We start from the raw sequence: 26,886 nt of genomic DNA on the forward strand, positions 1-26,886 counted from the left end.
CGCCGGCGCGCATGACTTCGCGCGCGGCGTCGATCTGTCGAAGCGCCGTCGCCGCCGTTTGCGCATTTTTTTGACGTTCGGCGAGACGCATCAGCGCTACGCCCTGATTGCCCGTGGTCCTCGCCCAGTAGAGTGGCACGCGGTCGCGGGTATATTCCTTCAGCGCCTCGTTAAAGGCGGCGACCGCCTCTTTTAGCTTATCCGTCCCGCTCTCGCGCTCGCCAAGCGTTTCAAGCGCATTGCCGAGGTTCATCTGCGTCATCGCCCAGTCGAGCGGAACGCGGTCGCGCGTTCTCTCCTTCAGCGCCTCGCGATAGGCGGCGACCGCCTCATTGAGCTTATCCGTCCCGCTCTCGCGCTCGCCAAGTGTTTGAAGCGCAACGCCGAGGTTCATCTGCGTCGTCGCCCAGTCGAGCGGAACGCGGTCGCGGGAATATTCCTTCAGCGCCCCGCGATAGGCGGCGACCGCCTCATTGAGCTTATCCGTCCCGCTCTCGCGCTCGCCAAGCGTTGCAAGCGCATTGCCGAGGTTCATCTGCGTCATCGCCCATTGGAGCGGAACTCGGTCGCGCGTTCTCTCCTTCAGCGCCTCGCGATAGGCGGCGACCGCCTCTTTTAGCTTATCCGTCCCGCTCTCGCGCTCGCCAAGCCTTTGAAGCGCAGTGCCGAGGTTCATCTGCGTCCTCGCCCAGTCGAGCGGAACGCGGTCGCGGGTTCTCTCCTTCAGCGCCTCGCGATAGGCGGCGACCGCCTCATTGAGCCTCTCCGTCCCGCTCTCGCGCTCGCCAAGCCTTTTAAGCGCAGTGCCGAGGTTCATCTGCGTCATCGCCCATTGGAGCGGAACGCGGTCGCGCGTTCTTTCCTTCAGCGCCTCGCGATAGGCGGCGACCGCCTCATTGAGCTTATCCGTCCCGCTCTCGCGCTCGCCAAGCGTTTGAAGCGCATTGCCGAGGTTCATCTGCGTCATCGCCCAGTCGAGCGGAACGCGGTCGCGGGAATATTCCTTCAGCGCCTCGCGATAGGCGGCGACCGCCTCATTGAGCTTATCCGTCCCGCTCTCGCGCTCGCCAAGCGTTTGAAGCGCAGCGCCGAGGTTCATCTGCGTCATCGCCCATTGGAGCGGAACGCGGTCGCGGGTATTTTCCTTCAGCGCCGCGCGATAGGCGGCGACCGCCTCATTGAGCTTATCCGTCCCGCGCTCGCGCTCGCCAAGCGTTTGAAGCGCATTGCCGAGATTGTTGAGGGCCATCCCGCGCTCGTCCGCTTCTCGCGCCAGCGAGAACTCGCGGCGCGCGATCGCAATCGCGACTTGCAGCGAAAAATTGACGCCCTTGTCGCGCCCCTCGACAAAGAATTGATCTTGCCGCCGTTGCAGCGCCGCAAATCGCGCCTCGGGACCGCTTTCATGTTCAAGCGAGACGATTTTCTCTATCCGCTGCGCCGCCGCCTCCGCGTCGAAGCGTAATAGGTCGGTTTGGAGTGCCGCCTCGAGCAACTTCACGCCCCGCGCCACGGCGCTCGTCCGCCGTTCCGACTCCTCCTTCTCCCATTGGGCATATCCCGCCTCCGCCGCCCGTGTCGCCCCGGCGGCGTCGTTCGCCTTCGTGCGCTCGGCGACCCGCCGCAGCGTTTCGTCGATCAGCACGTCGCCAGAAGGCTGCGCCCCTTGAGCCACCAAGGACAGCGCGACGTCGACCGCATGCGACAATTCAACGGTCGCCTGGACGTCATCAAGCTGCTGCGTCGGCTTCAGTCGCTTGGCCAGCGTCCGCACCGTCGCAATCCCCAGACCCGCGTCCTCCGCCCGCAAGATGACGCCGCGTTTGACCAAAACCTCGATGACGCGGCCGATCTGATCGTCGCTCAGGCAATGAATGGTTTGGCTCGAAAAAGCCGTCGTTCCGCTGATCGCGATCGAACAATCCGTCGCCTTGATCTCCGCCCGCGCGGCCGACACCGCAACAAGCGCGCTCCACGCGGCGCTCGCAAAGACGAGGCGCGGCACGCGCCGAGACGCTGCGATCAGGAAAGCTCTGCGAACCCAGGAAATTGCCCCCATGTCGCGCCCCTCACTTCTTCTCGTTGGGCCCGGGAACGACGTTCCTGCAATCGCGCGATCCGGTGATCGTCACTGACGAAAACCAGCTCGACCCCCGCTGCGCAACGCTCCCACAATCCGCGGTCACCGAGCCCGTATTTGATGGAGCGTCCGTCTTCGGAGGGAACAAATAAACGAAGACCGTCCAAAGACCCGCAATGACGGCGACAATTCCGCCACCGAGCCAAGACAGCAGGTTACGGTTCTCCGGCGAACGGATAAACGACCAAATTCTGTCCATAATGAAGGGCGCTCCGCTCAAACAAACGAACTATAACGTTTGGCGAATAATTCAGATTATTGGAGAATACTCCGCCCTGCGAAAAAATTGCAGCCCCTCCTTTCGCATCTCCTGGCTTCCAAATCATCGTTGCGATGCGCGAGCCTTGTCCGCACACATCTACCTCAAGTCATGTCGCACGGGGGGGAACAAGTATTGCTGACCGCAACGCTTTCGAGCGCTCCATAGGCTAATTCGGCGGCCCGTGCCCTCGCGGTGCCCTCTTGGTCTTACCGCCTATCGCCACCGCGCCAAATCGAGCACTGGTTGTTGGTTGCTTTTCAGACTGTTAGTGTGGCGGTCCCGAAGGGATTCGAACCCCTGACCTTCGGTTTAGGAAACCGCTGCTCTATCCTGCTGAGCTACGGGACCGCGCGCGCCCTGTTTAGCACAGCGCGTTTTCTAAAAAAATTCCGTTGCGCGTCCCCCAGCGACGGGGAATTCAAGAAATACCCTGTGCCGCCTCTTCGAGTTGCGTGATGCATGCGCCCCAGCCGTCATAGAATCCCAGCTCTTCGTGCCGCCGGCGCTCGGCGTCGCTCTTATGCATGACGCGGGCGATGTAGCGCGTTCCCGAGCCCTCGTCGGCCATCGTCAGGACGCGGTAAATGCGAGCCACGGCGACGCCGGACGCCAGCCGCCAAGCAGCATTGACGTGAAGACAATGCGCTCTTGTGGCGCAATATCGAGAAAACAGCCCGGATTGTCGCTTTCTCCCCCGTCGGGCCCACTCATGAAAGTGTGAAAGGCGCCGCCAGGAAAAAGGTCGAAAGCGCGGATCTCCGTTTTCCAAGGTCGCGGGCACCACCATTCCTTCAAAATTGCCGGGTCGGCCCACGCCCGCCAGACACGTGCGCGAGGGACATTCAGGAAGCGCGAAATTTCAAGATCGAGGCTTTGATCGTTCATCCTTCTCCTCGCTTTTTTCTAAGAATGCGTCCAAGCGATCGAAACGCGCTTCCCATTCCGCACGTTGTCGGCCGAGCCACGCCTGCGCGGCGTCGAACCGCTTTGGCTGGATGCGGCAGGTGCGCACGCGCCCGACCTTACGGCTCGTCACCAACCCGCTTTGCTCTAGAGTCTGCAAATGCTGCGTGACTGCGGGGAGCGACATCTTAAGCGGTCTGGCCAATTCGCTGACATTCGCCGGCCCGCGCGCAAGGCGCTCGATCATGGCGCGCCGCGTCGGATCGGCGAGCACAGAGAACATGAGATCGAGCTTCTCCGAACGCTTAGGCATTTGCTTAACTAACATCGCGCGGCGGCGGATGCAATCAAAACTTCATAAGTCGCTTAAGTGTAACTGGACCATCTATCAGCCGCCGCGCGCCATCAGGCGCTTCTCCCAGTCGAGCGCCTGGCGAACGATTTCGTCGAGATCGTCATATTGCGGCGTCCAGCCGAGCGTCCGACGGATTCTGCCATTCGCGGCGATGATCGCGGCGGGGTCGCCCGGACGGCGCGGCGCGATTTCGACGTCGAAATCGACGCCAGACACCCGCTTCACCGATTCGATGACTTCGAGCACCGAAAACCCGCGCTCATAGCCGCAGTTCGCCGTGAGATTGGCGCCGCCGTCGCGCAGATGGCGCAGGGCGTCGAGGTGCGCGCGCGAAAGATCGGTGACCTGGATATAATCGCGCACGCATGTGCCGTCGGGTGTGGGGTAGTCGTCGCCGAACACCTGCAGCTTCTTGCGCAGGCCGAGCGCCGCTTGCGCCGCGACCTTGATGAGATGCGTAGCGGTCGGCGTCGACTGTCCCGCGCGTCCCTTCGGATCGGCGCCGGCGACGTTGAAATAGCGAAGCGCGGCATAGGCGAGACCATGCGCGCGGGCCGTGTCCTCCAGCATCCATTCGACCATGAGCTTCGATCGCCCATAGGGCGAAACAGGCTTCAAGGGCTCGTCCTCGGTCACCGGATTCTGCAGCGGATCGCCGTAGACCGCGGCTGTCGACGAAAAGACGAAGCGCTTGACCCCGCATGCGACCGACGTCGCGAGCAGCGTGCGCGCTTTCGCCGTATTGTTGAGATAATAACCCAGCGGATCGGCGACCGAGTCGGGGACGACGATTTTTGCGGCGAAGTGAATGATCTCATCGACGCCGTGGCGCTTGATCAAATCCGAAACGAGGCTCTCATCGCCGAAATCGCCGACGACCAGCGACGCGCCGTCGGCAACCGACCAGCGAAAGCCGGTCGACAGATCGTCGAGCACGATGGGCGCTGATTCGCCGGCGTCGAGCAGTTCGAGAACCGTGTGACTGCCGATATAGCCGGCCCCGCCCGTCACCAAAACCGTCATGCCAGCAACCTTCCTCTAATGTCCTGCGTCTGACTTGCGCACGCCGCGCCCCGGCGAGCGTTGGCCTGCGACATTTGCAGCAAGTTCTACCAACCGGCGAAACCGTGCTACACGCCCCGGCGTCGTCGCTACCCCCGCCATCTCAATGGGCCTCTTCATGAGCAAACGCATTCGCAAGGCTGTTTTCCCCGTCGCCGGACTCGGCACGCGCTTCCTGCCCGCCACCAAGGCCGTGCCGAAGGAGATGCTGACCGTCGTCGACCGTCCGGTCGTGCAGCATGTCGTGGACGAGGCGCGAGAGGCCGGAATAGAACATTTCGTTTTCGTCACCGGGCGCGGCAAGGGGGCGATCGAAGATCACTTCGACATGGCTTATGAGCTTGAGGACACGCTGCGCCGCCGCAACAAGTCTAAGGAATATGAAGCTCTGATGTCGGACTTGCCAGCCGCCGGCGCGACGAGCTTCACCCGTCAGCAGGCGCCGCTTGGTCTCGGCCATGCCGTGTGGTGCGCGCGCGACATTATCGGCGACGAGCCTTTCGCGGTGCTTCTGCCCGACATGCTCACGCTTCCCGCGCGAGGCAAGAGCGGGCGCTGCCTCGCGGAGGCGGTCGCGGCATATGAAAAGCATGGCGGCAATATTATCGCGGTCGAGGAAGTGAAGCCGGAAGAGACGCATCAATACGGCATCGTGGCGCGCGGCAAGGATTACGGCTCGACATTTGAAATCACCGGCATGGTCGAGAAGCCGCCGCAGGGTGCGGCGCCCAGCAATTTCATCATCTCCGGCCGCTATATCCTCGAGCCCGAAATTTTTGCATTGCTTGAAAAGCATGAGCAAGGCGCGGGAGGCGAAATCCAGCTCACCGACGCCATGATTCATCTTGCCAAGACGCGGCCCTTTCACGCCGTGCGCTTCGACGGACGCACCTATGACACGGGCTCCAAGCTAGGATTTCTCGCGGCCAATGTCGCATTCGGGCTGGCGCGGCCCGACGTCGCCGATGGTCTGCGCGCCGAATTGCAAAAACTGCTCGAATAGCGCTTCTTGAAATGACACAATTTCGCGCGCGTCTGTTGAGCGCGCGGGGGCCAAGCCAGGGGCGCGCGCGACCGGTCGTTTGACGCAGGCGCGCGCTTCAATAAGAAGATGAAGAGGCTTTTTCAGACCCGGCGCGAGGCCGCGGCTGATTGAATTCAAGCAGGGATTGAATGCTGATGCCGCAACAGAGCGCCGCGCACAGAATCGTCATTACCGGAATGGGCGCGGTGTCCGCCGCCGGCGTTGGCGCGGCGGCGCTATGGCGTGCGGCGCGCGACGGCGTGTCCTGCGTGCGGCCGGTGAAATTGCCGCGCCCGTTCACCGGACGAATCGGAATCGCCGCGCAGGTCCCGGATTTTGATCCCGCGGCCTATATCGGAGCCGAACTGCTGCCCTATTGCGATCCGTTCACGCAATTCTCCATCGTCGCCGCCGACGAGGCGTTGGCGCAGGCCGGGTTCGAGGGCAAGGAGGTCGGCGGGCCGCGAACGGCGGTCATTATCGGCACCGGCATCGGCGGCGCCACGACGATCGATAACAACGCCTATCAGGAATATAAGATCGAAACCCGGCCGGACACGCTGACCGTGCCGCGTCTCATACCGAGCGCCGCGCCGACGACTCTCGGCATGCGCTACGGCGCCAAGGGCCCGACCTTCGCCCTTGCCTCTGCCTGCTCTTCCGCTACTCAGGCGATCGGCGAAGCCTTTGAAATGCTGCGGGCCGGCCGCGCCGATCGCGCCATCGCCGGCGGCGCCGAGGCCTGCGTGACCAATGGCGCGATTCGTTCGTGGGAGGCGCTGCGCGTCTTGACCCCCGATCTCTGCCGTCCGTTCTCGCAAAAGCGCAACGGCATGACTCTCGGCGAAGGCGCAGCGGTCTTCATTCTGGAGACGTTGGAGGCGGCGCAAGCGCGCGGCGCAACGCCGCTCTGCGAACTCGTGGGCTACGGCACGACCAGCGACGCCTTCGATCCTCTGCGCGCCGATGTCGAAGGTCCGTCGCGCTGCATGCGGCTGGCGCTTGAAAGCGCCGGACTGGAGCCCGGAGACGTCGATTATCTCAACGCCCACGGCACGGCGACCTACGCCAACGACATCACCGAATCGCAGGCGATGCGCGCCGTTTTCGGCGACAGGCCGCCGCCGGTGTCTTCCACCAAGCCCGTGCATGGCCATGCGCTCGGCGCAAGCGGCGGACTTGAGCTTGCGATCACGATTTTCGCGCTGCGCGATCAGATCGCGCCGCCCACGATCAATTTCCTCGAGCCTGATCCCAAATGCGAGGTCGACGCCATTCCCAATGTCGCGCGCAAGATGCCGATTCGCGTCGCGATGTCGAATTCTTTCGCCTTCGGCGGCATCAATGCGACGCTCGCGGTGCGAGCGATCTAATCAGCTTGGAACTGGCCAGAAGGCCGCAGTCAGCAGCGCCAACGCAATCCAGAAGCCGATTTCGAGCGTCTCGATAACCGGCTGAACGCGCTGGATCGCGCCAATGATGTGCACAGCGATCATCAAGGTCCAGACCATCGCCATAAACTCGAATGTCGGCGTCATGGCTTCGGCCGTCAACGCGGCGCGGAACATGAAGAAGTTCAATATCAGGGCGAACGCGCCAAGACATCGGCCGAAATAAAGAGCGAGGTCGCGGCTTTCGGGAATGCGCCAGCCGACGAGGCGCGCCCACAGAAGCGGCGCGAAGGCAATCGGAATCGAGAAGAGAACCAGGGTTAACGCCGCGAGAACGAGCAAAAATGTTTGCGCGTGATGCGTCCAAACGCCGATCATCCAGTCGCCTCCTTCGATTTTGCCGACAAACCAAGCTAGGCGCAGAGGGGGCGAAAAACTTGCCATTTCACGACAGCGGTGAAACTTTTGCGGTGCAGGAGGCAATCAGTGGGCGCGGTCGGATTCACGAAGGCGCGTTCGATGGGACCGGTCGCAGAGGCTTTCGAGCGGGCCGGCGGCTCGGTCGCACGCGTCTTCCGCAAGGCGGAACTGCCCCTGCGGCTGATCGAGGCGCCGGAGCAATTCATCCTGCTGAGAGACCAACTCGCGCTCGTCGAGCACGCCGCGCGCGAATTGGATGACGAGGCGTTGCCGCTGCGCCTTTCCACTCAGGCCGGCATGCAAGGGCTCGGCGTCTTTGGCAGACGCGTGCGAACGGCGCCGACGCTCGCAGACGCCATTGAGCGGTGCAATTCTGGCATTCGCTCGATGTTGCAATCCATGACGCATATGAATTTGACTCAGACTGAAAGCGGCTCGCGGCGTCTCACGGTTTGGACATACGAAATCTTGGATGATGCGCCCGTCGGGCGACAGAAGAACGAATTGCTCGCCTTCGGCTATATGCTCTCGGCCCTCAAACATTTTGCGGTCGGCGCGCCGCTGCGGGCGACGCTGCCGCAAAAGCCGCTGGAGCGTGCGGCGCTGGAAGACATTCTGGGCTGCGAAATCGTCGCCGGAGAAAAAGCCGCGCTGATCTTTCCAGCTGAATGTTTGCGCAACGCCAATTTCGCGTGCGTCGATCCGATCGACGCGCGCGTTGACGATGTTGCGGCGCCGACAGATTTTTCCGCAGGCGTCGAACGCCTCGTAGAACTCGCGCTGCTGGAGCGCCATCCTACGATTGATTATGTCCGCCGACGCCTGGGGCTTTCGCCGCGCAGCTTGCAACGCCGGCTCGCTGAAGCGGGCGAGAGCTTCGAAGCGATTCGCCGCCGCGTCGTTCTTGCGAAGGCCCAAGCGCAATTAAGCCGCGGCGCGACGCCGATCACGCAGATCGCCTATGAACTCGGCTATTCCGACGCCGCGCATTTTTCGCGCGCGTTCGTCGGCTGGACTGGCCAGACTCCGCGCGCCTGGCGGCGCGCCGCGTTGTTCGGGCGGCCGAAGCGCGCCTTGCCCCCCTCGGGACAAAGCTCTACTAACCCAGGGCCTTAGGAGCATGGTTCGCACGATATGGCCAGCGACGACGACGAGCAGCGAAGGGTCGCCCAAAAAGGGGCGGATTTTGGCCCGAAGCCTAACGGCGCGCCGAAGAAGAGAGCGGCGCTCGCCGCTGCGCTACGCGCCAATATCGCCCGCCGCAAGGCGCGCGAACGCGCACTGAAAGAGTCGGCGCAGACGAAGCGCGGGCGCTCGAAAACCGACAGCGAGGGGTGATGGACAAGATAAAGATCGTCGGCGGAAGCCGGCTTAACGGCGTCATCCCCATCTCCGGCGCCAAGAACGCCGCCTTGCCGTTGATGATCGCTTCGCTCCTCTCTCGCGAGACCGTGACGCTCGCCAACATGCCGCTCCTCGCCGATGTCACGCTCCTCGAGCGCATCCTCGGCAATCATGGCGTCGATTACGCCATCGCCGGCAAGCGCACCGGTGAGTCGGTCGACGCAGGCCGCACCGTTCATCTCACCGCGCGCGAGATCGTCGACACGACCGCGCCCTATGAACTGGTTTCGCGCATGCGCGCGAGCTTCTGGGTGCTTGCGCCGCTGCTTGCGCGATGTGGCGAGGCGCGCGTTTCGCTGCCCGGCGGCTGCGCCATCGGCACGCGTCCGGTTGATCTTCTCCTCATGGCGCTGGAAAAACTTGGCGCCAAGATCGACATCGAGAACGGTTACGTCGTCGCAACGGCGAAGGACGGCCTTGTCGGCGCCGAGATCGACTTTCCCAAGGTCACTGTCGGCGGCACGCATACGGCGCTGATGGCGGCGTCGCTGGCGCGCGGAACCACTGTGCTGCGTAATGCCGCGCGGGAGCCGGAAGTCGTCGATCTCGCCGACTGCCTCGTGAAAATGGGCGCGCGCATCAAGCACGCCGGCCAGTCGACAATCGAGATCGAAGGCGTCGGCTCGCTCTATGGCGCAAGACACGCGGTCATGCCCGACCGCATCGAAGCCGGCACCTACGCCATGGCGGTGGCGATGGCGGGCGGCGACGTTCTTCTCGCCGGCGCCCGCGCCGATCTTCTGCAGGCGGCGCTCGATGCGCTGCAGCAGACCGGCGCCAGCGTCACCGAGACGAATGAGGGACTGCGCGTGACCCGTAACGGCGCCGGCATTTCGCCGGTCAGCGTCGAGACCGCGCCGTTCCCGGCCTTTCCGACCGATTTGCAGGCGCAGTTCATGGCGCTGATGACCCGCGCCAAGGGGGTCTCGCGGATCACCGAGACGATTTTCGAAAACCGCTTCATGCATGTCCAGGAGCTTGCGCGGCTTGGCGCCCATATCAAGCTTGAAGGCGATACGGCGATTGTCACGGGCGCCGATCATCTCGAAGGCGCGCCGGTGATGGCGACCGATCTGCGCGCTTCAGTCTCCCTTGTCATTGCCGCGCTCGCCGCGCGCGGCGAGACGACGATCAACCGCGTCTATCATCTCGATCGTGGCTTCGAGCGGCTGGAGAAGAAGCTGCGCGGCTGCGGCGCGGAAATCGAGCGCATCACCGCGGCAGGGTGAGCGCGCGATGTCATTGCCGCTGCGCGAAGCGCGATCGGGAATCCAGCAAAAAACACTGATGATGACGCGCCCGTGGACTCCCGACAGGCTTTTGGCCTGTGGGGATGACGCCTGGGCTCTCTTCACTCGATCACAATCCTGACCGCGCGCGACGCGACGGGGGCGAGCGCAAGCCGCGCCTGAATGCGATGTTTGCCGGGCGTCATCGGCCAGAATACGGTCTCGTCCGCCTGCGCCGTCGCGAAAGGCTTGCCGTCGACCGTCCAGACGATCTGCGCATCTGCGCCTGACGGCGCGAGTTTCAACGCGAGACGGTTCAAGCGTTCCGGCTGCTCCGGGTTTCGCCAGATATGCGTATTGTGTTCCGGCGTCGCGATGACGAGCGGCGCGGCGCCTCGCTCGCGGCGCTGTCCGAATTCGACGTCCGATGCGTCCGTCGGCGCCAGACGCGCAGCCGGTTCGTCAAAATGAGCATTCGTAGCGTGAGCCTCCGCCGCTCGCGCTTCCGCCGGCTTCACCCATTCGCGCAGCGTTTGCGTGCAATCGCCGCCGTCGCCGGCGCGACAGAGGTCGATGGCGATGCGTCCCGGCGGCGGCGCAAATGTTTCCGGGCCGATATCTCCGGGCCTCGCGTCATGCAGCTTCGCGAGCACGGCATGGGCGAGCCGCGCCGCCGATGACACGCCTGTCATCGCCCGCATGGCGCCGGCGTCGCCGCGCCCGATCCACACGCCGACGATGAATTTGTGCGAGAAGGCGATCGTCCAGGCGTCGCGATAGGCTTGCGACGTGCCGGTCTTCACCGCGACGGCGAAGGGATATTCGAGCGGGCCGTAGCGCGGAAAGGAGGGAAGCCGCGCCTGGGGGTCGGCGAGCATCGAAGCGACGAGCCGCGCGCTATCGATCGACAAGACGCGCCGCGGCGGCCGTCGCGCGTCATCGCGCGTGAATGCAAGTTCGCGCATGATCCCGTCATCGGCGAGCGCGGCATAGGCGCGCATCACATCCTCGAGCCGCGTCGGCAGCGCGCCGATCGCCATCGAAATTCCAAAACTCTCCGCCGGCGTTTCGAGATCATGCAGCCCGAGGTCGCGCAAGAAATTGAAGTTCGCCTCAAGCCCGACGCGCCTCAGCAGATTGGTCGCCGGCACATTGCGGGAATTGGCGAGGGCTTGACGCGGCGTCAGCGGCCCGAGATAGAGTCCGTCGGCGTTCGATACGCCCGACGCGCCTTCGGGAATGTCGTTCAAGAGATCCGTCGTCTTGAGAACGCCGCGCTCGAAGGCCAGCGCATAAACGAACGGCTTCAACGTCGAGCCGGGCGAACGCCGCACGCGGGTGAAATCGAAGGCGCCTGCCTGTGGGTCGTTATAGTCGGATGAGCCGACATCGGCGATGACGGCGTTGGTTCCGCGTTCGACGACCAAAACCGCGACTTGCCGCGCGCCGCGACCGCGAAAATTCGCAAGATAGCGGCGGGCAAGCCGCAGCGCGTCGCGTTCGACCGCCATATCGATCGTCGCATGGATGCGCCGGTCGCCGTCAGCGACGGGCCGCGCCAGGCCCTCGCGCGCGAGCGCTTCGTAAACTAACGCAAGTTGCAATGTCTCGGGGCGGCGCCTGGCGTCGAGCGGTCGCTTGTGATCGAGCTCGGCGCGCGCCAGCGCCGCCTGCGAGGCGTCGAGCGCGCCTTCTGTTTCGAGCCGTGCGATGGCGCATCTTGCGCGCGCCGCCGCCAATGCGAGGCCGTTTTCGCGCGTGATGTTCATTCGCCCAGGCGACTGCGGGATGGCGGCGAGCAGCGCCGCCTGCGCCCAGGAGAGATCGTCGACCGGCTTGTCGAAATAAAAGCGCGCGGCGTAGGCGACGCCGTGCCCGTTCAGCCCGTAGGGCGCAAGCCGCAGATAATGGGCGAGCGTCGTCTCATGTCCGTGACGCGCGACGATGGCGAGCGCCGTCGCCGCCTGCATCAGCTTTTCGCCGAATGAGCGCGGCCGCTCGCCCTGCATGCGCGCGACCTGCATGGCGATGGTCGAGGCGCCTTCGCGTCTGCCGCGCGAGGTGAGATTGCGCCATGCGGCACGCAGCAGCGCACGGAGGTCGACGCCCGGATGATCGTAAAAGCGGCGATCTTCGAGAGCGAGCGTCGCACGCGCAATTCTTTGCGGGACGGTCTTGAGCGGCCAGTAGCCGTAGTCGACGCGCGGCTTCCCCGTCGCGGAGTCGCGAGTCTTCTCGCCGATCTGCGTCAGAAAGGCGCCGTTGCGGTCGTAAACGATCGAACTTGCGCGGGGAGAGACAAGATCGGCGCGCGACAACGCCTCATGCGAGACCCAGGCGGCGCCTGATATCAAAGCTGCAGTAAGAGCAAGAAAGATCCAGTTCGCGAACCCTCTCCCCCACGCGCGAGAGGGTGGCCCCGCGAAGCGGGGTCGGGTGAGGGTGAACCAAGCGACCCTCATCCGTCATGCTCCGCATGACACCTTCTCCCGCGAGCGGGAGAAGGGGCGCATCGGCGCAGCGTCGCCAACAGTCATTACTTCCCGACCTCCACCCTCGCCCCCGCGCTTGTCGCGCGCAGGCCCTTCTTGTACATCGCCTCGACAAGCGCCGGCGGCTGCGTATAGGCGCCCGCCGTCTGCGCGCGTAGGCGAAAGGCGAAGCGGTAGGTTCCCTTCGGCAGCGAATCGTATGCGTAGAACACGCGGTCGTCGCCAAAGGAGACCCAGCTTGGTTGCAGCGTCGGCGCGAACGAGGGCTGCGCCTCGGCGGGCGCGGTGGCGATGTTGGGATTGACCGGCTCGTAGCCGGCGGCGAGCGGGATCGAGATCGCGATATGGGTGCGATCCTCGGGATTGACCACTTCCGCCGTCTCCTCGATGAGGTCGCCCTGCTTCATCTGCAGAACGCCGTCGCGCGATTCGATTTTTTCCGGCACCTTGCCGCTTTCGATGCGCCAGCTCTGTCTCACGATCGTGAAGCCGCCGCTCGTCGGTTGCGCCTTCGCGCCGGGTTCAGCCGGCGTGTAGCTCGTCTCGATGATCGCGACGAGCGGCGCATTGGAGCCGTTGGCGATCTTCAGCGGCGCATCGCTCCGCGACACATGCCGGAGGACCGGATTGTTGGCGTCGAGCGTCAGCGCGCGATCCTGTCCGCCATCATTGAAGCGCACGGCGATCGGCGCGGTCGGCCGTCGCCAGCCTTCGGCGAGCGCTTCGATGGCGGCGGCGTCGGCGTTGGTCGTTCCCCAACCGTCGCCTTCGCCAAGCCGCAATAGGGCTTCACGCAGCGCATTGGCGCGCGGATCGCCCGAGGCCGTCAGCGCCACGGCGCGCACCATTTCGGCGAGACTGCGGGTCTCGGAAGGTAGAATGATGGGCGAGGCGCTCTCGGCCGCCTGTCCCGCATAGACCTGCACGCCGTTGCGGCTGGCGAATTTCACCCGGCTCCACATCGTCTCGATGAGCGCAGCAAGCGCGCGCTGATCGACATTGGGGAGAAGTGCGGCGGCGGAGGCCATCTGCGCGACGCTGATATTAGGCAGGAAGTCGGCGCGGCGCGCAAATTCGGCGACGTAAGCGTCGTCGAGCTTGCCGCCTTCGGCAAGCGCCGACAGCGCCTCGACGCGTTCGCGCAATTCATCGCCTGACATCAGTCGCGGATAATCGGAGCGCAACGACAATTTCAGGATATTGGCGAGACGATCGAGAAGCGTCTTGTCGATCGGCTCGCCGGCGCGCTCCGCCCGCGCGAGGAAATCATAAGACCAGGCGGTCAGCGAGACGTTGCCGCGCGCGCGCGGCCAGAAGGCGACGAGCCCGTCGGCGTCAATCGACTGATCGATGATCTGCGCCATCGATTTTACGTTGGCGGAGACGCGATCCTCGAGCCCCGCCGCCGCAAGAATCGGCCCGAAACTTTTCAGCGCCAGTCCGCCTCGTGCGAGCGACAGACGTTGCTCGGTGCAGCCATAGGGATATTCGACGAGCGCATTCAATCCGGCGACGAGTCTCACGAGCGAGGGGTCGGCGGCGACGATCGTCTCGCGCGAGAAACTGCCCGGCCGCGCCCGCTCGCCAGAAGGCGCAAGCGTCTTGGTTTCACCCGGAGCGATCTCGACCAATTCGAAGCGTCGCGTCTCTTCGCGATCTTCTTTCACCGGCAGAGCGATCTCGACGGCGTCTTCCGCATGATCGGCGTCGCGCTCGATGCGGAAGCCGAGCGTCGCCTCACGTACAAGATCTACCGGCGCCTGCGCCCGCAGATCGACGCGCACGGGCTTGTTCTGTGTCCAGTCGATCTTGCGGCTCGTTTCGCCTAAGAGCGTCAGCGCCGGCGCCGCGATCGAGGCCTTGCCGGCGCCGCCGGGTCCTTCGACGATGCGCGCGACAAGGCCAATGTCGAAACTGTCGCCCGGCCGGATGAAGCGCGGCAGCGCCGGCTGCGCGACGAGCGCCTGCCGGATCAGCATTTCCCCACCCGCGGCGCCGAAACGGTCCGGCCCGCTCACCGCCTTGGCGCGCAGCTTGAATATGGTCAGCGTATCGGGAAGCTGCACCTTGATTTTGGCGACGCCGTCGGGGCCGATCTTCACGCTCGGCAGATAGATCGGCACGGGCGTGAAATTCTTGCGCACGGAAATATTGTTCTCGGCGCCCCATTCCTGCAACTCGTCGCCGTCGCCGCCGGCGATCTCCTCCAGCGGAATGACGCCAAAGGCCATGTTGCGCGTATCGCGCGCCGCCATTTTGGTTTCGCGCTCGACGATGAAATCGGGCAGGGGATCGAGCGGCCGTTCCTTGGCGAGCGACAGCACCGCCTGATCGACCATCCAAAAGGTCGCTTCGCCGGCGAGCGGCTTGCCCGCGTCGTCGGAAAGCCGCAGCGCGACCTCGATCGCTTCGCCTGGGCGCGCCTTGACCGGATGTTCGATCTTCACATTGACGATGTTCTTGACCGACGTCACCTCGATCCATTTGGTCGCGGCGATGGTGACGGGCTTACCTTGGTCGAATGTCGCCGTCGGCTGTGTCGGCGCGTCCTTCAACCGTCCGCGCATGATCAGAAAGTGCACAGCGAGCTTGGGCAACTGCTCTTTTTTTACGGGCAGCGTATAGCGGCCGAAGCCATTGGCGATGTCGACGAACTCATAGTCGTAGACGCCGCTGGGCTGTTCGACGATGGCGAGCGCGCGCGCATTCTGGAACGGCGATTGGATGATGAGCGTCGCCGTTTCGCCCGGCGCATATTTGTCCTTGTCGGTCGTGATCGTCGCGGATTCGGCCGGCGGCCGCGCGAAGGTGACGGGCGTATCGCCGCCGACGAAAAAGTCGACGCTCACCTGTTGCCGGCGTTTGAGCCTGTCATAGGCCTCAAGCTGCACGACATAGACGCCGGCGTCGCGCGCCTCTAATTCGACCTTTTGCGCGTCCTTGGCGCTCGTCACCTTGCGTTCGATCAGGACGTCGTCCTGCGTCTGCGTGACATATTTCGCCGCGCCCTGGGCGAAGTCGGACGCTTGCAGCGTCGAAATCCAGTTGCGCTTGATGAGGCGCAGCGTCATCTCGAGACCGACGAATGCGTCGCCTTTGCCGTCAATGGCGACGAGCTCCGGCGTCACAGCGCCGGGACGCTCGACATAGCGCTTCGTCTTGACGCCGAGCACGAACGGCGGCAGCGCGATGACGTTTTGCACATTTCGCACTTCGACGCCGTCGTCGCCCGTGACTGTCGCTTCGATGGAATAACGGCGGGGCTGCGCCGTCGGTTCGATCGTCGTGTCGAAGGTCATGCGGGCGGCGCCGCCGGCGTCGGTGCGCTGATCGCGCTCCAGCACCGCGGTGGATTTGAATTTGCCGTCGCCCGAGAAGCGCGCGTCGGATGAAAACAGAAAGCCTTCGCGGCCGGGCGGCGTGAAGATGTGCGGAAATTGCGCGGCGCGCCATTTGACCGGACGCTCAGCGGCAAGTCCGCCAGCGAAATAGCGGGCGAGCAGATCGACGTCGAAAGTTCCGTCAAGCGCGACGGTCTGCGGCGCGTTCAGGACGACTTCAAAAGTCGGCAGGCGATAAGCTTCTTTCTTGAAAGTGAACTGGCCGCAAGAAATGTCTTGCGCGGGCTCGGCCGCCGCTTCGTTCTCTCCCTCAGCGGCTTCTTCCGTTTCGCTCTTCTGCGCTTCCGGCTGCTTCGCTTTTTTCGGCGCATCCGGTTCGAACCGCGCTGAATAGTCGCCGGTCGCCTGAGTTTGCGCGTCGAATTTGTGATAGAAACCGCCGCTCGCGTCGAGCTTGACCGGAATGCGCCATTCCTGATTGCCGGGGCCTGTTACAACGAGCGTTCCGCCGGTTTTGGTCAGGCTCAGCGCGCCGCTGCGATAGCTACGCACGAAGCCTTTAATATGTGCGCTTTCCTCCGGCCGGTAGATCGGCCGCTCGGAGAAGACATGGCAGAGCGTGCGCGGCTTCTCGGCGCGCAGCGGGTCCGCCGTGCTTGTCCAGGCGAGCCATTCCGATTCCGGCTTCGACCAGATTTCCCGCGAATATTCCGAAGGCGCGCTGTCAGGGTCGACGACCAGCGTGTCGAGCCCCTTGTTCACCACGATGCGACGCGCTTGCGCCCCGCCGCGCTTGTCGGGCGTCCAGGAATAGAAGCCAGAAGCGTCGGTGACTCCGCTTGCTAGCGTGACGAATTTTTCGTCCCTGACTCCCTCCACGCGGATCTGCGCATTGCCGACAGGCTGGGTCGTCGCGAGCGAGGTGACGGCGAAACGCACGCGCGTCGGTTCTTCGATGGCCGACAGCGAAAGATCGGTGATCTGCACGCGCAGCCAGCGCCGTTTGTCGTCATCGACGGCGCGAAGCCCGACGAGATAGGTTCCCGGCTGATCGCGACCGCCGACCTTGGCGAAATCCTCCTTAAGATCGACGCCGAATTTCGCGTCGGGACCGTTGCGGCGAATCGGCAGGTCGACGAGCCGCGACACGGCGGGCGACCCCAGCGACTTGAGGCGCTCTTTGATCGCGTCGGCCTCAATGTTCGCAGTCTCGCTCCATGACTTCGGCTCATTGCCGGGCAAGGGCGGCGCGTCGGAGTCGCTCGTCTCGACGCCATGCGCCGGGAAGGGGAAGAAATCGCGCGACAGCGGATCGATGGCGTGGATGCGGATATCGGCGCGGTCATAGCCGCGACCGCGCAGCGGCAGAAGTTGCGGACCGAACCGCTCGGCGACGCCGTAGCCCGCATCCCACTGCAGCGCCGGGACATCGCGGGTGAAGGCGAAGCGCTGCGCGAAAGCGCTCGCGAGCGCGCGTCCTTGCGAGTCTTTCAGCGCGCCCTGCGCGACCGACAGTTCGTAAACTTGATCCGATAGGAATTTCGCAGCGACGCGCACGCGCCTGCCGTCGGTCTCAACGGCAAGATCGTCGACCGGCGGCGAGATCCGCAGCGCCTCGCGGGCGCGAAGGATGTCGAACGTCTCGGGCGTCGCGTTGAAGGAGAGCGCGAGCCGCCGCTTGCTCGCTGGCGCATAGGGGATGGCCGCGTCGCCGCCTTCGTCTTCGCCGCTTTCCGGCGTCACGAGATAGGACGCGCAGCGCAGCACGCTATCGGCGCGGTCGTCGCTCCAGCCGCGCCCGCAACTCGCCTCTGTGACGGCGAAGGGCGGCGCAGTGCGCAGCCGCAATTCATATGTCTGGTCGTCCAGCCCGGCTTCGTCGGCAAGGCGCAGCCGCAGGATCGCGACGCGGCCGTCGGCGATCCGTTCACGGAAACGGATGACGTAAGTTTGTTCCGCGGCGCGCTCGCCCCGTTCCAGCGCCCGGATTTCATAGGCCGAAGCGCTGAGCACTTGGCCGCCTTGCGGCGAAACGCCCGGCGACGGACGGATTTCGATCGAGAGCAGCCGCGCCAGCGCGGCGACATCGACCGGCTCGGCGAAGGTGAGCGCGATCTGCGTCAATTCGAGTTGCGGATCGGCGCCCTCGGCCGGCAACGTCGATCGCGGCGTCGGCAGCAGCGCGACAAGCCGGGTTTCCGCCGCGCCGAGCTTCACGTCGACGCGCGACAGCGGCTTCCAGGCGCCGGCGGGACGAAACTGCAGCGCGCGCGGGCCGAGCCAGCGCCATTCGCCGGCAGGCTGCGGGATCATCGTCACATATTTTTGTGGCGAGTCCTCCGCACCGCCGTTCCTCGGCCCGACGTCGCTCGGGAAGAAGACCGTCACCGGATCATAGGCGCGCAAGAATCGGTCGGGCGCGACGCGCGCGCCGTCGGCGCGTTGCGCGCGATCGAAGATCGGCGGGGTCTCGGCGCGCAGCGGCGCCGCCGCGACAAGGAGCGCGCAAAGAGAGAGAAGCAGAAGTCTGTTCATCGCCGCGCCTTTCGAAATCATTGCGTCCTGCTTTTTTTCATGCCTGCTTTGTCCAGCAGTTCCGCGACGATGTCCGCTGGCGGCGCGTTCACCGGCGGCGACAGCCCGACGATCGCCGCGCGGATCATCGTCGCCGGCGCGTCGGCGGGCGTTCGCGCTTCGAGGAAATAGCGGCCGGGCGAAAGCTTCATCGTCTGGGCGACGCCTTCGCCAACCGTCTTGCCTTGCGCATCGATCAGCCGCGCATGGACGCGGTCGGGTTCGGCGCGCACGCCGAGGCCGATGTCGCGCGTTTCCTTCGCCTCGAAGCTGAAAATCGCGCTGGCGCCCGGTGAAACCGCCACCGCATCGTTCACGCCTTCATGCGCCTCGATGACGGGCTGCGTCGAAATATCGAGCGCGCCGGACAGCGTCCCCTCATAGGGCGCGTAAATGTCGAGCGTCGCTTCGCCCGGCGTCATGTAGCGATAAAGATCGACGCCGTTCGCGAAGGCCAGCGTCTCTCGCCTGCCGTTCTGCGTGAAACCGACGATCGCCGGCGCGCCGCCGTTCGCCCTCAACAGCGCAGGCTTGTCCCTCTTGATCGAAAAGCGCATCGCCGCGCCTTCCAGCGCAACTCGCTGCGGCAGCTTGAGCGCGCGCGGCGAAGCCGTGGGCCATGGCGCGGCTCCCGCGCGCTTGATCCAAAAAGCGACGAGCCCCGGTCCGTGATCGATGATCGCTTCGCCGGCGCCGTCGAGCGCAATATTGTCGCCGCGCGCGATCCGGCCGGTGTTCGATATGACCGTCGCCTGCGCGCCGCTGACGATCAGCCTGTCGTTCTTCTGCGCGTCGAGCGGCAGCGAGATTTGTCCCGCAGCCGGGAAGAAACGCGTGAATGCGCGGCTCGCGTCGAGTCGTCGGGTCTCGCCCGTTTCGCGCGCGATGCGCGCCGGCAGCGGCGCTTGCGTCAGATTGACGAGAAGCACGCGCGATTTGACGCCGTGCAGAATGCGCGACGTCGCGGCGCCGTCGCTAAAGACGACGCGCGGCTGTGCGAAGGCGGCGAGTCCGCCTGCGAGGTCGAGCGCGAGCGGCCCGGCGGCGTCATCCATGTCCACAGGCTGTGCGCTCATCGGCGCGATGATCCCCGAAAACAGCGCGCCGCCCTTCGCCGCCGGCTGCGTCTCGACATCGATCGCGCTCAGCGCGACGCGCATCGGCGCGCCGCCGTCAGCATTCCAAAGTTCGAGCGTAGAATCGCCGGCGAGCGTTAACGCCGCTCCTTTTGCCGCGCCGACGCCACGGCCACCGTCGAGCGCCGGCTGCGCAAAGGCCGAGCGCGCGAGCCACAGCCGCAACTTGCCGGCGGGCGGCGCGAAAGAAACGATATGGGCGCGCTCGCTCTCGCCGACGTCGAGCGAAGCTTCCGCGCCCTTCCACTCGAAGGCGGCGACGCCGATGCGCGACGCGCAGTCGCCGCGGGTCATCAGCCACAGATCCTGCGCTTGCGGCGCGAGCGCGCCGGAGCGCGCCGCGCGCAACAAGGCTCTCGGCGTCGAGCCGGCGGCGATGTCTTGCTGCGTCTCAAGCGTGACGAGCGACGCGTCGGGCGTCGCGACCTTGGCGACGCAGATCCCGGCGACGCCCTCGACCGGCGTCAGAGCGACGTCGCCGAACTTTCGCGCGCGGCGGTCGACAGCGCGCGCGGAAAGCGCAATCGGCGCATCGCCGCCGCCGACCGCCCAGACGACGGCGCGCAGGTTGGCGTCGCCTGATGCGGGCCAGGCGGCGACCGGCGCGGGGCCGCGCTCGACGCCGATCGCGCGCCATGCGCCGTCGGGGTCGCGTCGTTCGATCGAAATGGCGGCCTCGCCTTCCGAGCGCGCCGCGACCATCGCCAAACTTCCGGCGGGAGCAGGCGCGAGCGAAAGGACATGCGCGCCCGCGCCGCTCAGCGTCTTTTCGCCCGATAGCGTTAGCGCGCCATCATCTTTCTCCTCAAGCAGCGACAGGCGGAGCTCGACGCCGCTTAACGGCGCGTCGTCATTGGTCGCCGTCTCTGCTTCATTGGCGCCCTCTGCTTCGTTTGAAGCGTCCTGGCTTTCCTCGCTCGTCGCTTCCTCGTTGGCTACTGGCGCGCTCGGCTCGGCGCCGAGTCGTTCGAGTTCAACACGGTAATTCCCGGCAGGCAGCCGTCGCGAGAGCGCTACATTCCAGTCGTCGGCGCGCGGCTGCAGACGTTCGATCCCGTCTCCCATGTCGTTTTTCAATGCGCCGATGGTTTCGATTGCGCCGAAACTCGAAAGATCGACAATGCTGTCCTTCGCCAACGAGAAATTGACGTGGGTCGGCGGTTCGACAATGCGTGGGGCGTCAGGCTGCAATTCCTTCGAATCGAGCGAAATCTCATAGTCGAACCGGTCGTCATGCGCGAGGCTGCGCGCCTCGATTCGATAGTCGTCCGCCGTCAGCTTCGACTTGAACGGTCTGTCCGAAGCGACTTTGCCGACGCTCTCCTTTTCGCCTTTGAAAATCTCGCCAATCATGCCTTCGCCGATCGAAAGATCGATGTCGGCGTCGCCATGGAGCGAGAAGCGCCAAACGTCTGGCGTACGCGGCGCATCGCGCGTCTGCGGCTCACGCCACTGCAGTCTTTGCGCTTTGCTGAAGGGCAGGGGATGCGGACCATGGCCTTCCAGCGTGTTGGCGGCGACAATCGGCGTCAGCCGCGCCGTCATCCGCGCTTCGACGTCCTTCGGCATGACCACCAGCCGATAGGCGCCCTTTTCGAACCGCCGCGTCAGGCGCTGCATTTCGCCGGGCGCCGCGAGCGGCCAGCCGTCGGCGTCCTCCAATCGCGCGCGCCATTTCTGCTTCGGGCCGAGGAGCTCGATGCGATATTCGCCGTCGCTGGCGATCTCGATCGGCACGATCGCGCCCTTGCCTGAATCGAGCGTCGCGCGCGCTATTCCTGCATCGATGAGTTTCGGCGTCGGCGCGAGAGTCGCAGGCGAGACGCCGAGTCCCAGATGTCCAGAAGAGTCCTTCGCAGTTACCGCTGCGCGATAGGCGCCGGCGCGCAGAAACGCGGTCACCAGCGCATTGGCGCCGGGCCCGTTCGCTTCACCCTCGCCAAGGCGCGGCGAGACATTTGCGCCGACGCGCAGCGCGGTCTTCATGCGCCCGAGCGTTTCGACACGATAGAGCCCGCCTTGCGGCACATCGAAGCGCAGACGCTTCGTCTCGTCGCGCGCAAGGTCAAAGAAGGCCGGACGCGCGACTGAGGCGGAAAGCGCGGCTGGCGCGGCTTTGCCTGCATATTCCTGCTTCGCCGGCGTCAATTCGGGAACAAGGATCAGCCCGAGCGCACGCGACTTTTCCGGAGCTGCGATCTTTATCGTCGCGAGTCGCTGCTCATTCTCCTCCTTCTGGTCGGCCAGCGTCAGCGCGACATCGGCGCCACGCGCATCGCGCGCAATCGCCTTGCCGGTTTTAGGAATCCGAACCGGCAGCGCAATGTCCTTGCCGGCGTCCTGCCAGATCGCCAACGGCGCTTTGTCCAGTTCGACGGGCAGCGCGACGACGCGCGGACCGGTCAAGAGTTGCGGCGCGACATTCGTCAGGATGAGATAGGAGCCGTCCCTTTCGAGTGTCTGCGTCCCGAAGGACATCGTTGCGCGCGAGGGCGCCGGCGCGGGCGCCGATACAGCGAGTCCGGGAGGACCGAGAGTCACATCGATGACGCCGCCGGAATCGCCTTTCGGCGCGAGCCTGAGAAAATAATAGCCCGCCTGGAGATCATAGCGCGCAGGGTCTTTGCCGTCCGCGCGCGCCGCAAGTGCGCCGAGCGCAGGTTCGATCGAAGCGTCGACCTTCACCCCTTTCGCGTCGATCGCGACGGGTCCGTCGCGCGTCGCCTCAAACAGGATCGACGTCGGCCCGAACAGGTTGAGTTTGCCGCGCCACGCTTTTCCCGTGCCGATGCGCGGGGCATCGGAGGCGATGACCCGTGTCTTGCCGTCATTCTCGATGCGCGCGAAGAGCGCGGTCGCCGGCGCTTCGTCGCCTCCGTCGCCAGCGAGGTCGACGCCGACAAGATGCGGTCCGGAAGCTTCGAACGTCTCGCGGTCGGACTGACGCAGGCCGCGCAGCGTAAACGCCTGGCCTTCATAGCCGGAGACTTCCAGGCGCGCGTTGGTCTTGCCGTCGGCGGCGATCCGGACGTTTGCCGACGGCGCGCGGCTGTTCTTCGAGATCGTCGCGATCTCTCTCGAGTCATTTCGCCGCGCTTCGAGCCGCGCCGGACTCGTCTGAGCGAGGTCGAGACGGAAGGCGTCGTAGCTTGTCGGCGCGTCGAAACGCTCGGCGCCGAAAGGACCGATCACACCCTCGGCGACGCCGGCCGCGAGCAACGCCGGCTCCTCAAGCCGCAGCATAAAGGGCTGCCCCGCGTCGCCTTGCGCCCAGACGAGTTTCTCGCCGCCATAGGCGGTGACGAGGTAGCGCCCGGGCTCCAGCGCGCCTTCGAGCCGCAGTCGGTTCATGGCGCGGCCGGGCTTGGTTTCGACCGTCTCTTGCGCGAAGGCGAGATCGACGAGTTCGCCGTCGTTGCGCCAGACGCGCAGATCGCTGAGCGCGCGGCCGATCGCTTCGATATTCACGTGGCCTTCAGCGCCGACGTCGAAGGAGAATGAGCGTTGCTGCAAATCTCCGAGTTCGCCGCTTTGAATGCGTCCTGGCGAAAGCGTCGGCTTCGACGCGTCCGCTTCGACGAAAGGCTGCGCGGAGAACGCGGTCTTGCCGCTTGCGCCTTTGACGCCGAAAACGCGCAGCTTGTAAACGCCCTTGTCGAGCAGCGCGTCGATTCGTCCATCACGCAGGCCCGGCGCGCCGCTTGAATCGAGCGGGCCGGCGATCATGTCGACGAGTTCGACGCGCGCGCCCGAGGGACTCTTGGCGCGGATCGAATAGCGGCCGGGCGCGGGAACGTTCAGGAGACTCGCGCCGTCGCGATCCGCCGGCAGTTCGCCCGGCGCAAAGCTGATCGAGGCCTGCTTCGCTTTCGTGTCGGCGACGGCGCCTTGCGTCGCGCGCCACAGCGGCGGCGCGAAATAGGCCGCGCAGGCGACGACAAGAGAGAACGTAATCCGCTGCATGAAGGCGCCGTAAGCCAGCCGGCGATATGACGGAAAAGACTCGCCGCCGCGGATGTCGACCATAGGCCGCGCGCCTCGAGTAAGTCGAGAGCCGAGCGGCCTTGGCCGCGCCGGGGATTTCTTCATGCCGCTGTCTCACGCGCTTGATTGGCCGCCCCGTTTGGAGACGGCGCGAATATCTTTTAGGCTAGGCGCTGCGCCCGGGGATTTGCGCGAGCGCACAGCAACCGGAAAGTCGCCATGCGTCGATCGTTATTTGCCTTGGTGCTTTTTTCTGTCCTTTTATTTGGCGAGGAGGCGGCGGCGATCAAGCTGATGCTCGCTTATCCGGCGGTGCTGCGCGCTGGTCCCGAGGAGCATTATGCGGCAATCGGGACGGCGCCGGCGGGGACGGAAGTCAAAATCATACGCGACGATCCGAGCTGGACCCGCATCGCGATCGACAACAGACGCTATTTTGTCGCGACGCTTGAGCTTGTGTTTATGTCGTCGCGGGTCACTGAGACGTCGGGCTGCGATTTCGGCTATCCCTATTCGGGCAGCAACCAATATTTCGCCTCGCCGTTAGTGGAGTTGCGCCACAGCTGGCCGCTGGGCGACCTGCTTGGCTACCACACCCGGCGCCCCTGTTAACTCCAGCGGCCCGCCGTTCGCCTCAATGTTTTGAGCGATCGGTCAAAGTTTCAAGAAACGCCACGATGGCGTCGATGTCCTTTTCGGACAGTCGCGGTTGCTGTCCCGGCTTGCGATCATAGGGTACTTCATCGACGTTGACGTTGTCGTGCGCCGCGGGCGGCAAATCGTCGAATTTTTGCGGCTTGCCGCTTCGGTCTTTCGGGTACCAGTGGCCAGGATCGGTGTCCCGCGTCGCATAAAAGGCGACGACGTCGCGCAGCTTGTCGAAGACGCCATTATGCAGATAGGGGCCGGTCACGGCGATGTTGCGCAACGTCGGAACTTTGAACGCGCCGCAAACGCTCTCGACCTTGAAATCCGTGGGCGCAGCCTCGGCCAGTCCGGGTCGCGCGCACAGGCCGAGATCTGGGACAGCATCCGGTTTCGCCGCGCTTGGGATCGCCTTGTTCTTGGGGCCGCCGAGCGCGTCATAGGTGAAATCGGTGAACAGCCAGTCCCGGGGGTCGCGCGACTCTTCCTTGCCGGCGTGGCAAGCGAGGCAGTTGCCCTTCTTGGGGTCCTTGAAGAGTTCGAAGCCCTTCTTCTCGAGGGCGGTCAACCGCGCCGCGCCGCGCAGATAGTCGTCGAACTTCGAGGCGAAGGGATGAAAGCGCGCGCTTCCCTCGAAGGCGACGATCGCTTGCGCGAGCTTTTCGAAGGCGGCGTCCGGGTCGGCGAAAGCCTTTTCGCCATAGACCTCACGGACAAGGTCGGCGTAAGCGCCGTCGCGCACCGTTTCGACGACGAAGCGTTTTGACGGCGCGTTCATCTCGAGCGGATCGAGGATCGGACCTTCAACCTGAGCCAGCAGGTCGCGCGCGCGGCCGTCGAGAAACTGTCCGCCCGCCGGAATTTTTTCGATTTTGCCGGTCTCTTCGTCCTTGTCGTCGATGAAGCCGAAAGGCGGCGCGAAGGACGCGTACATGATCGACGGCGTATTGCGTTTGCCCAAGGACCCCGGCGACGAGCCGCGCGCCACAGCGGGCGCGCTCGAACCATTGTTCCCCTGGAACGCTTTTGCGGCGTCATGGCAGGAGGCGCAGGAGACGCCCGCCGGCCGCGATAGATTCGTATCTTCGAAAACGCGTTTGCCGAGAAGCTCCATCGGCGTGAGGCCACGCTCGTCGGGCGCGACCGCGCCGGATGGCGCAGCCTGGGCGCAGAACGCCGAGCCGAACAACGAGAGGACGGCGCAAAGCGCCGCTCGGCGCGCCTTGCCTAAGCAGTATCGGGTCACTTGAAGCCGTCCGCCTGAAGAGGAAGCACGCGTTCCTTAGCGCTTTTGACATTTAGAAATTGAGAGGCGCCAAGGTCAATTTCGGTAATCTGGATTCCTTCCAGCGAGGACGCCGCCTGACGCCGCATATGGCGGCCGTCAGGGGCGTAAATAGCGACGAAATCTATTCTAAGGCATTGATAAATAGAGACTGAAAGCTTGGCGCAGCCAGCCGGCGCAGTACAGCCACATTTTTGCGTTTGTCTGACCGCGGATAACGTGACCGCGCGCGACTCGTCGAGGAGTTCCTGGCGCGTGGCAACGAAAGGGTTCAGGCATGATGGATATCGGCGACGAAAAGGAGCTGATGGCTGAATTTGCCGAGTTTAAAGAGTTGATGCGTCGAGACTTAGGCCATGCGCCGGCATCGGAGCCTTCGATCCATGAGCGCTCACTGTCGGACGCCGCGATCGATCAGGGACCGTCGCCTCAAGCGCCCCGCGCGGAGGATTCCTGGAGCGCGCTCCATGCGACGGAAGAGGAGTTCGATAACGAGCCGGAGGATGCACGCGAAGGCGGGCGCCGGGCTCTGTTCTTTGCCGCAGCGGCGATCGTCATCATCGGGCTCGCCGCGTTGACGTGGGTTTTGGGTCCGTGGAGCGCCGTCGATCCGAGCGAGGATCAGGTGCTGGCCACGGCGCCGCCTTTGGCCGCTCCCGACGCCGCAGCGCCGGTTCTCGACAGCGCCGAAACGCAACCCCAAGACGCCGCGCCTGGGCGGCAACCGGCCAATGCGTCGGCGCTCGATGAGAGCGTGAAACCTCCGCTCGAACCGGTTGAGGCCGCGTCGACGGCCGGGGCGGCGGCCCCCGCCGCGGAAATCCAATCCGAGACCGCGGCCAGCGCTGCGCCAGCGGGCGTTGCAGGTATGACGCCGATGGGCTCGTCGATTCCTGTTCCCGCCGGCGCCGCCGTTGCGCCAAAGCTTGCGCCTCTGCCGACGACCGCGGCGGCTCCGAGCGCCGCTCCCGTGGAGCCTGCGTCGCCGCCAGTAGCGGTCGCTCCGCCGGTAGCGGTCGCCCCGCCGAAAGCCGTTACGCCGGCGCCCTTGCAAGCCGCGGCGCCGTCGGCGCCCGTTTCCGAGCCTCCGACCGCCGCAGCTGAGGCGACCCTTGCGCCGAAGCCCGCGCCGCGTGTGAAAGTTGCGAAGCCGAAGAAGCCGATAAGGCCGGTCGCCAGCCGTCCCGCTCCCGCTCCTGCCCAGCCGGTCGCGGTCGCCACGCCGGAACCCGCGCCGCC

17 protein-coding genes and 1 tRNA gene are annotated in these 26,886 nt (G+C 64.9%); 7 read left to right on the forward strand and 11 right to left on the reverse strand.

Annotated elements, in window-relative coordinates; all coding sequences use genetic code 11:
- The 6 genes from QZ964_RS11350 to galE form a co-directional block, all read right to left on the reverse strand.
- Window positions 1-2,059 (reverse strand): tetratricopeptide repeat protein (locus tag QZ964_RS11350; RefSeq protein ID WP_292531771.1); only part of this gene is annotated, 2,059 nt, incomplete at its 3' end.
- Between the two features lie 614 nt (window positions 2,060-2,673).
- Window positions 2,674-2,750, reverse strand: a tRNA-Arg gene (locus QZ964_RS11355).
- Between the two features lie 70 nt (window positions 2,751-2,820).
- Window positions 2,821-2,997, reverse strand: coding sequence for an SRPBCC domain-containing protein (locus QZ964_RS11360; protein ID WP_292531773.1), 177 nt, complete (start codon window positions 2,995-2,997; stop codon window positions 2,821-2,823).
- Complete coding sequence (locus tag QZ964_RS11365) at window positions 2,973-3,287, reverse strand: SRPBCC domain-containing protein (protein ID WP_292531775.1); 315 nt, start codon at window positions 3,285-3,287, stop codon at window positions 2,973-2,975. The genes QZ964_RS11360 and QZ964_RS11365 overlap by 25 nt, the downstream gene beginning before the upstream one ends.
- On the reverse strand, window positions 3,262-3,618 hold the full coding sequence (locus tag QZ964_RS11370) for a helix-turn-helix transcriptional regulator (protein WP_292531776.1): 357 nt from the start codon (window positions 3,616-3,618) through the stop codon (window positions 3,262-3,264). Before QZ964_RS11370 ends, QZ964_RS11365 begins: the two co-directional genes overlap by 26 nt.
- Window positions 3,619-3,693: 75 nt before the next feature.
- Window positions 3,694-4,683, reverse strand: coding sequence for a UDP-glucose 4-epimerase GalE (galE, locus tag QZ964_RS11375; protein WP_292531777.1), 990 nt, complete (start codon window positions 4,681-4,683; stop codon window positions 3,694-3,696).
- A gap of 157 nt (window positions 4,684-4,840) precedes the next feature.
- On the opposite strand from galE, the gene galU reads away from it, so the two are divergent.
- Window positions 4,841-5,725: a UTP--glucose-1-phosphate uridylyltransferase GalU gene (galU, locus tag QZ964_RS11380; RefSeq protein WP_292531778.1), complete on the forward strand. Its 885-nt coding sequence runs from the start codon at window positions 4,841-4,843 to the stop codon at window positions 5,723-5,725.
- A gap of 176 nt (window positions 5,726-5,901) precedes the next feature.
- Window positions 5,902-7,119 carry a beta-ketoacyl synthase gene (locus QZ964_RS11385; RefSeq protein WP_292531779.1) on the forward strand — a complete coding sequence of 406 codons (1,218 nt, stop codon included), beginning with the start codon at window positions 5,902-5,904 and terminating at the stop codon, window positions 7,117-7,119.
- On the opposite strand, the gene QZ964_RS11390 is transcribed toward QZ964_RS11385, so the two are convergent.
- A complete protein-coding gene (locus QZ964_RS11390) occupies window positions 7,120-7,515 on the reverse strand; it encodes a hypothetical protein (protein ID WP_292531780.1) in 396 nt (131 codons plus the stop codon).
- Between the two features lie 108 nt (window positions 7,516-7,623).
- On the opposite strand from QZ964_RS11390, the gene QZ964_RS11395 reads away from it, so the two are divergent.
- The 3 genes from QZ964_RS11395 to murA are packed head-to-tail and all read left to right on the forward strand — an operon-like array spanning window position 7,624 to window position 10,190.
- Window positions 7,624-8,673: an AraC family transcriptional regulator gene (locus QZ964_RS11395; RefSeq protein WP_292531781.1), complete on the forward strand. Its 1,050-nt coding sequence runs from the start codon at window positions 7,624-7,626 to the stop codon at window positions 8,671-8,673.
- Window positions 8,674-8,691: 18 nt separating this feature from the next.
- Window positions 8,692-8,895 (forward strand): hypothetical protein, encoded by a 204-nt coding sequence (locus QZ964_RS11400; RefSeq protein ID WP_292531782.1) that lies wholly within the window; start codon window positions 8,692-8,694, stop codon window positions 8,893-8,895.
- Window positions 8,895-10,190 carry a UDP-N-acetylglucosamine 1-carboxyvinyltransferase gene (murA, locus tag QZ964_RS11405; protein WP_292531783.1) on the forward strand — a complete coding sequence of 432 codons (1,296 nt, stop codon included), beginning with the start codon at window positions 8,895-8,897 and terminating at the stop codon, window positions 10,188-10,190. The genes QZ964_RS11400 and murA overlap by 1 nt, the downstream gene beginning before the upstream one ends.
- Window positions 10,191-10,312: 122 nt before the next feature.
- Here murA and QZ964_RS11410 read toward each other — a convergent pair whose 3' ends face one another.
- From QZ964_RS11410 to QZ964_RS11420, 3 genes are all read right to left on the reverse strand, one after another.
- Window positions 10,313-12,544, reverse strand: a complete 2,232-nt coding sequence (locus QZ964_RS11410; RefSeq protein ID WP_292531784.1) for a transglycosylase domain-containing protein — start codon at window positions 12,542-12,544, stop codon at window positions 10,313-10,315.
- Window positions 12,545-12,726: 182 nt separating this feature from the next.
- Complete coding sequence (locus QZ964_RS11415) at window positions 12,727-18,558, reverse strand: MG2 domain-containing protein (protein ID WP_292531785.1); 5,832 nt, start codon at window positions 18,556-18,558, stop codon at window positions 12,727-12,729.
- A gap of 17 nt (window positions 18,559-18,575) precedes the next feature.
- Window positions 18,576-23,759, reverse strand: a complete 5,184-nt coding sequence (locus QZ964_RS11420) for a hypothetical protein (protein ID WP_292531786.1) — start codon at window positions 23,757-23,759, stop codon at window positions 18,576-18,578.
- 177 nt (window positions 23,760-23,936) lie between these two features.
- Here QZ964_RS11420 and QZ964_RS11425 point away from each other — a divergent pair, with 177 nt between their 5' ends.
- Window positions 23,937-24,329, forward strand: a complete 393-nt coding sequence (locus QZ964_RS11425) for an SH3 domain-containing protein (RefSeq protein WP_292531787.1) — start codon at window positions 23,937-23,939, stop codon at window positions 24,327-24,329.
- 22 nt (window positions 24,330-24,351) lie between these two features.
- Here the strand turns inward: QZ964_RS11425 and QZ964_RS11430 are convergent, their stop codons facing one another.
- Window positions 24,352-25,608, reverse strand: a complete 1,257-nt coding sequence (locus tag QZ964_RS11430; protein WP_292531788.1) for a cytochrome c peroxidase — start codon at window positions 25,606-25,608, stop codon at window positions 24,352-24,354.
- A 316-nt stretch (window positions 25,609-25,924) separates the two neighbouring features.
- Here QZ964_RS11430 and QZ964_RS11435 point away from each other — a divergent pair.
- On the forward strand, window positions 25,925-26,886 hold a 962-nt coding region (locus tag QZ964_RS11435), incomplete at its 3' end, for a hypothetical protein (RefSeq protein WP_292531789.1).

The organism is Methylocystis sp. (assembly GCF_021731785.1).
Classification (GTDB): Bacteria; Pseudomonadota; Alphaproteobacteria; order Rhizobiales; family Beijerinckiaceae; genus Methylocystis.

Coding starts and splice junctions, on each gene's coding strand:
- QZ964_RS11365 (WP_292531775.1), bottom strand. CDS start 3,287: ATGAACGATCAAAGCCTCGATCTTGAAATTTCGCGCTTCCTGAATGTC.
- QZ964_RS11370 (WP_292531776.1), bottom strand. CDS start 3,618: ATGCCTAAGCGTTCGGAGAAGCTCGATCTCATGTTCTCTGTGCTCGCC.
- galE (WP_292531777.1), bottom strand. CDS start 4,683: ATGACGGTTTTGGTGACGGGCGGGGCCGGCTATATCGGCAGTCACACG.
- galU (WP_292531778.1), top strand. CDS start 4,841: ATGAGCAAACGCATTCGCAAGGCTGTTTTCCCCGTCGCCGGACTCGGC.
- QZ964_RS11385 (WP_292531779.1), top strand. CDS start 5,902: ATGCCGCAACAGAGCGCCGCGCACAGAATCGTCATTACCGGAATGGGC.
- QZ964_RS11390 (WP_292531780.1), bottom strand. CDS start 7,515: ATGATCGGCGTTTGGACGCATCACGCGCAAACATTTTTGCTCGTTCTC.
- QZ964_RS11400 (WP_292531782.1), top strand. CDS start 8,692: ATGGCCAGCGACGACGACGAGCAGCGAAGGGTCGCCCAAAAAGGGGCG.
- murA (WP_292531783.1), top strand. CDS start 8,895: ATGGACAAGATAAAGATCGTCGGCGGAAGCCGGCTTAACGGCGTCATC.
- QZ964_RS11415 (WP_292531785.1), bottom strand. CDS start 18,558: ATGAACAGACTTCTGCTTCTCTCTCTTTGCGCGCTCCTTGTCGCGGCG.
- QZ964_RS11420 (WP_292531786.1), bottom strand. CDS start 23,759: ATGGTCGACATCCGCGGCGGCGAGTCTTTTCCGTCATATCGCCGGCTG.
- QZ964_RS11425 (WP_292531787.1), top strand. CDS start 23,937: ATGCGTCGATCGTTATTTGCCTTGGTGCTTTTTTCTGTCCTTTTATTT.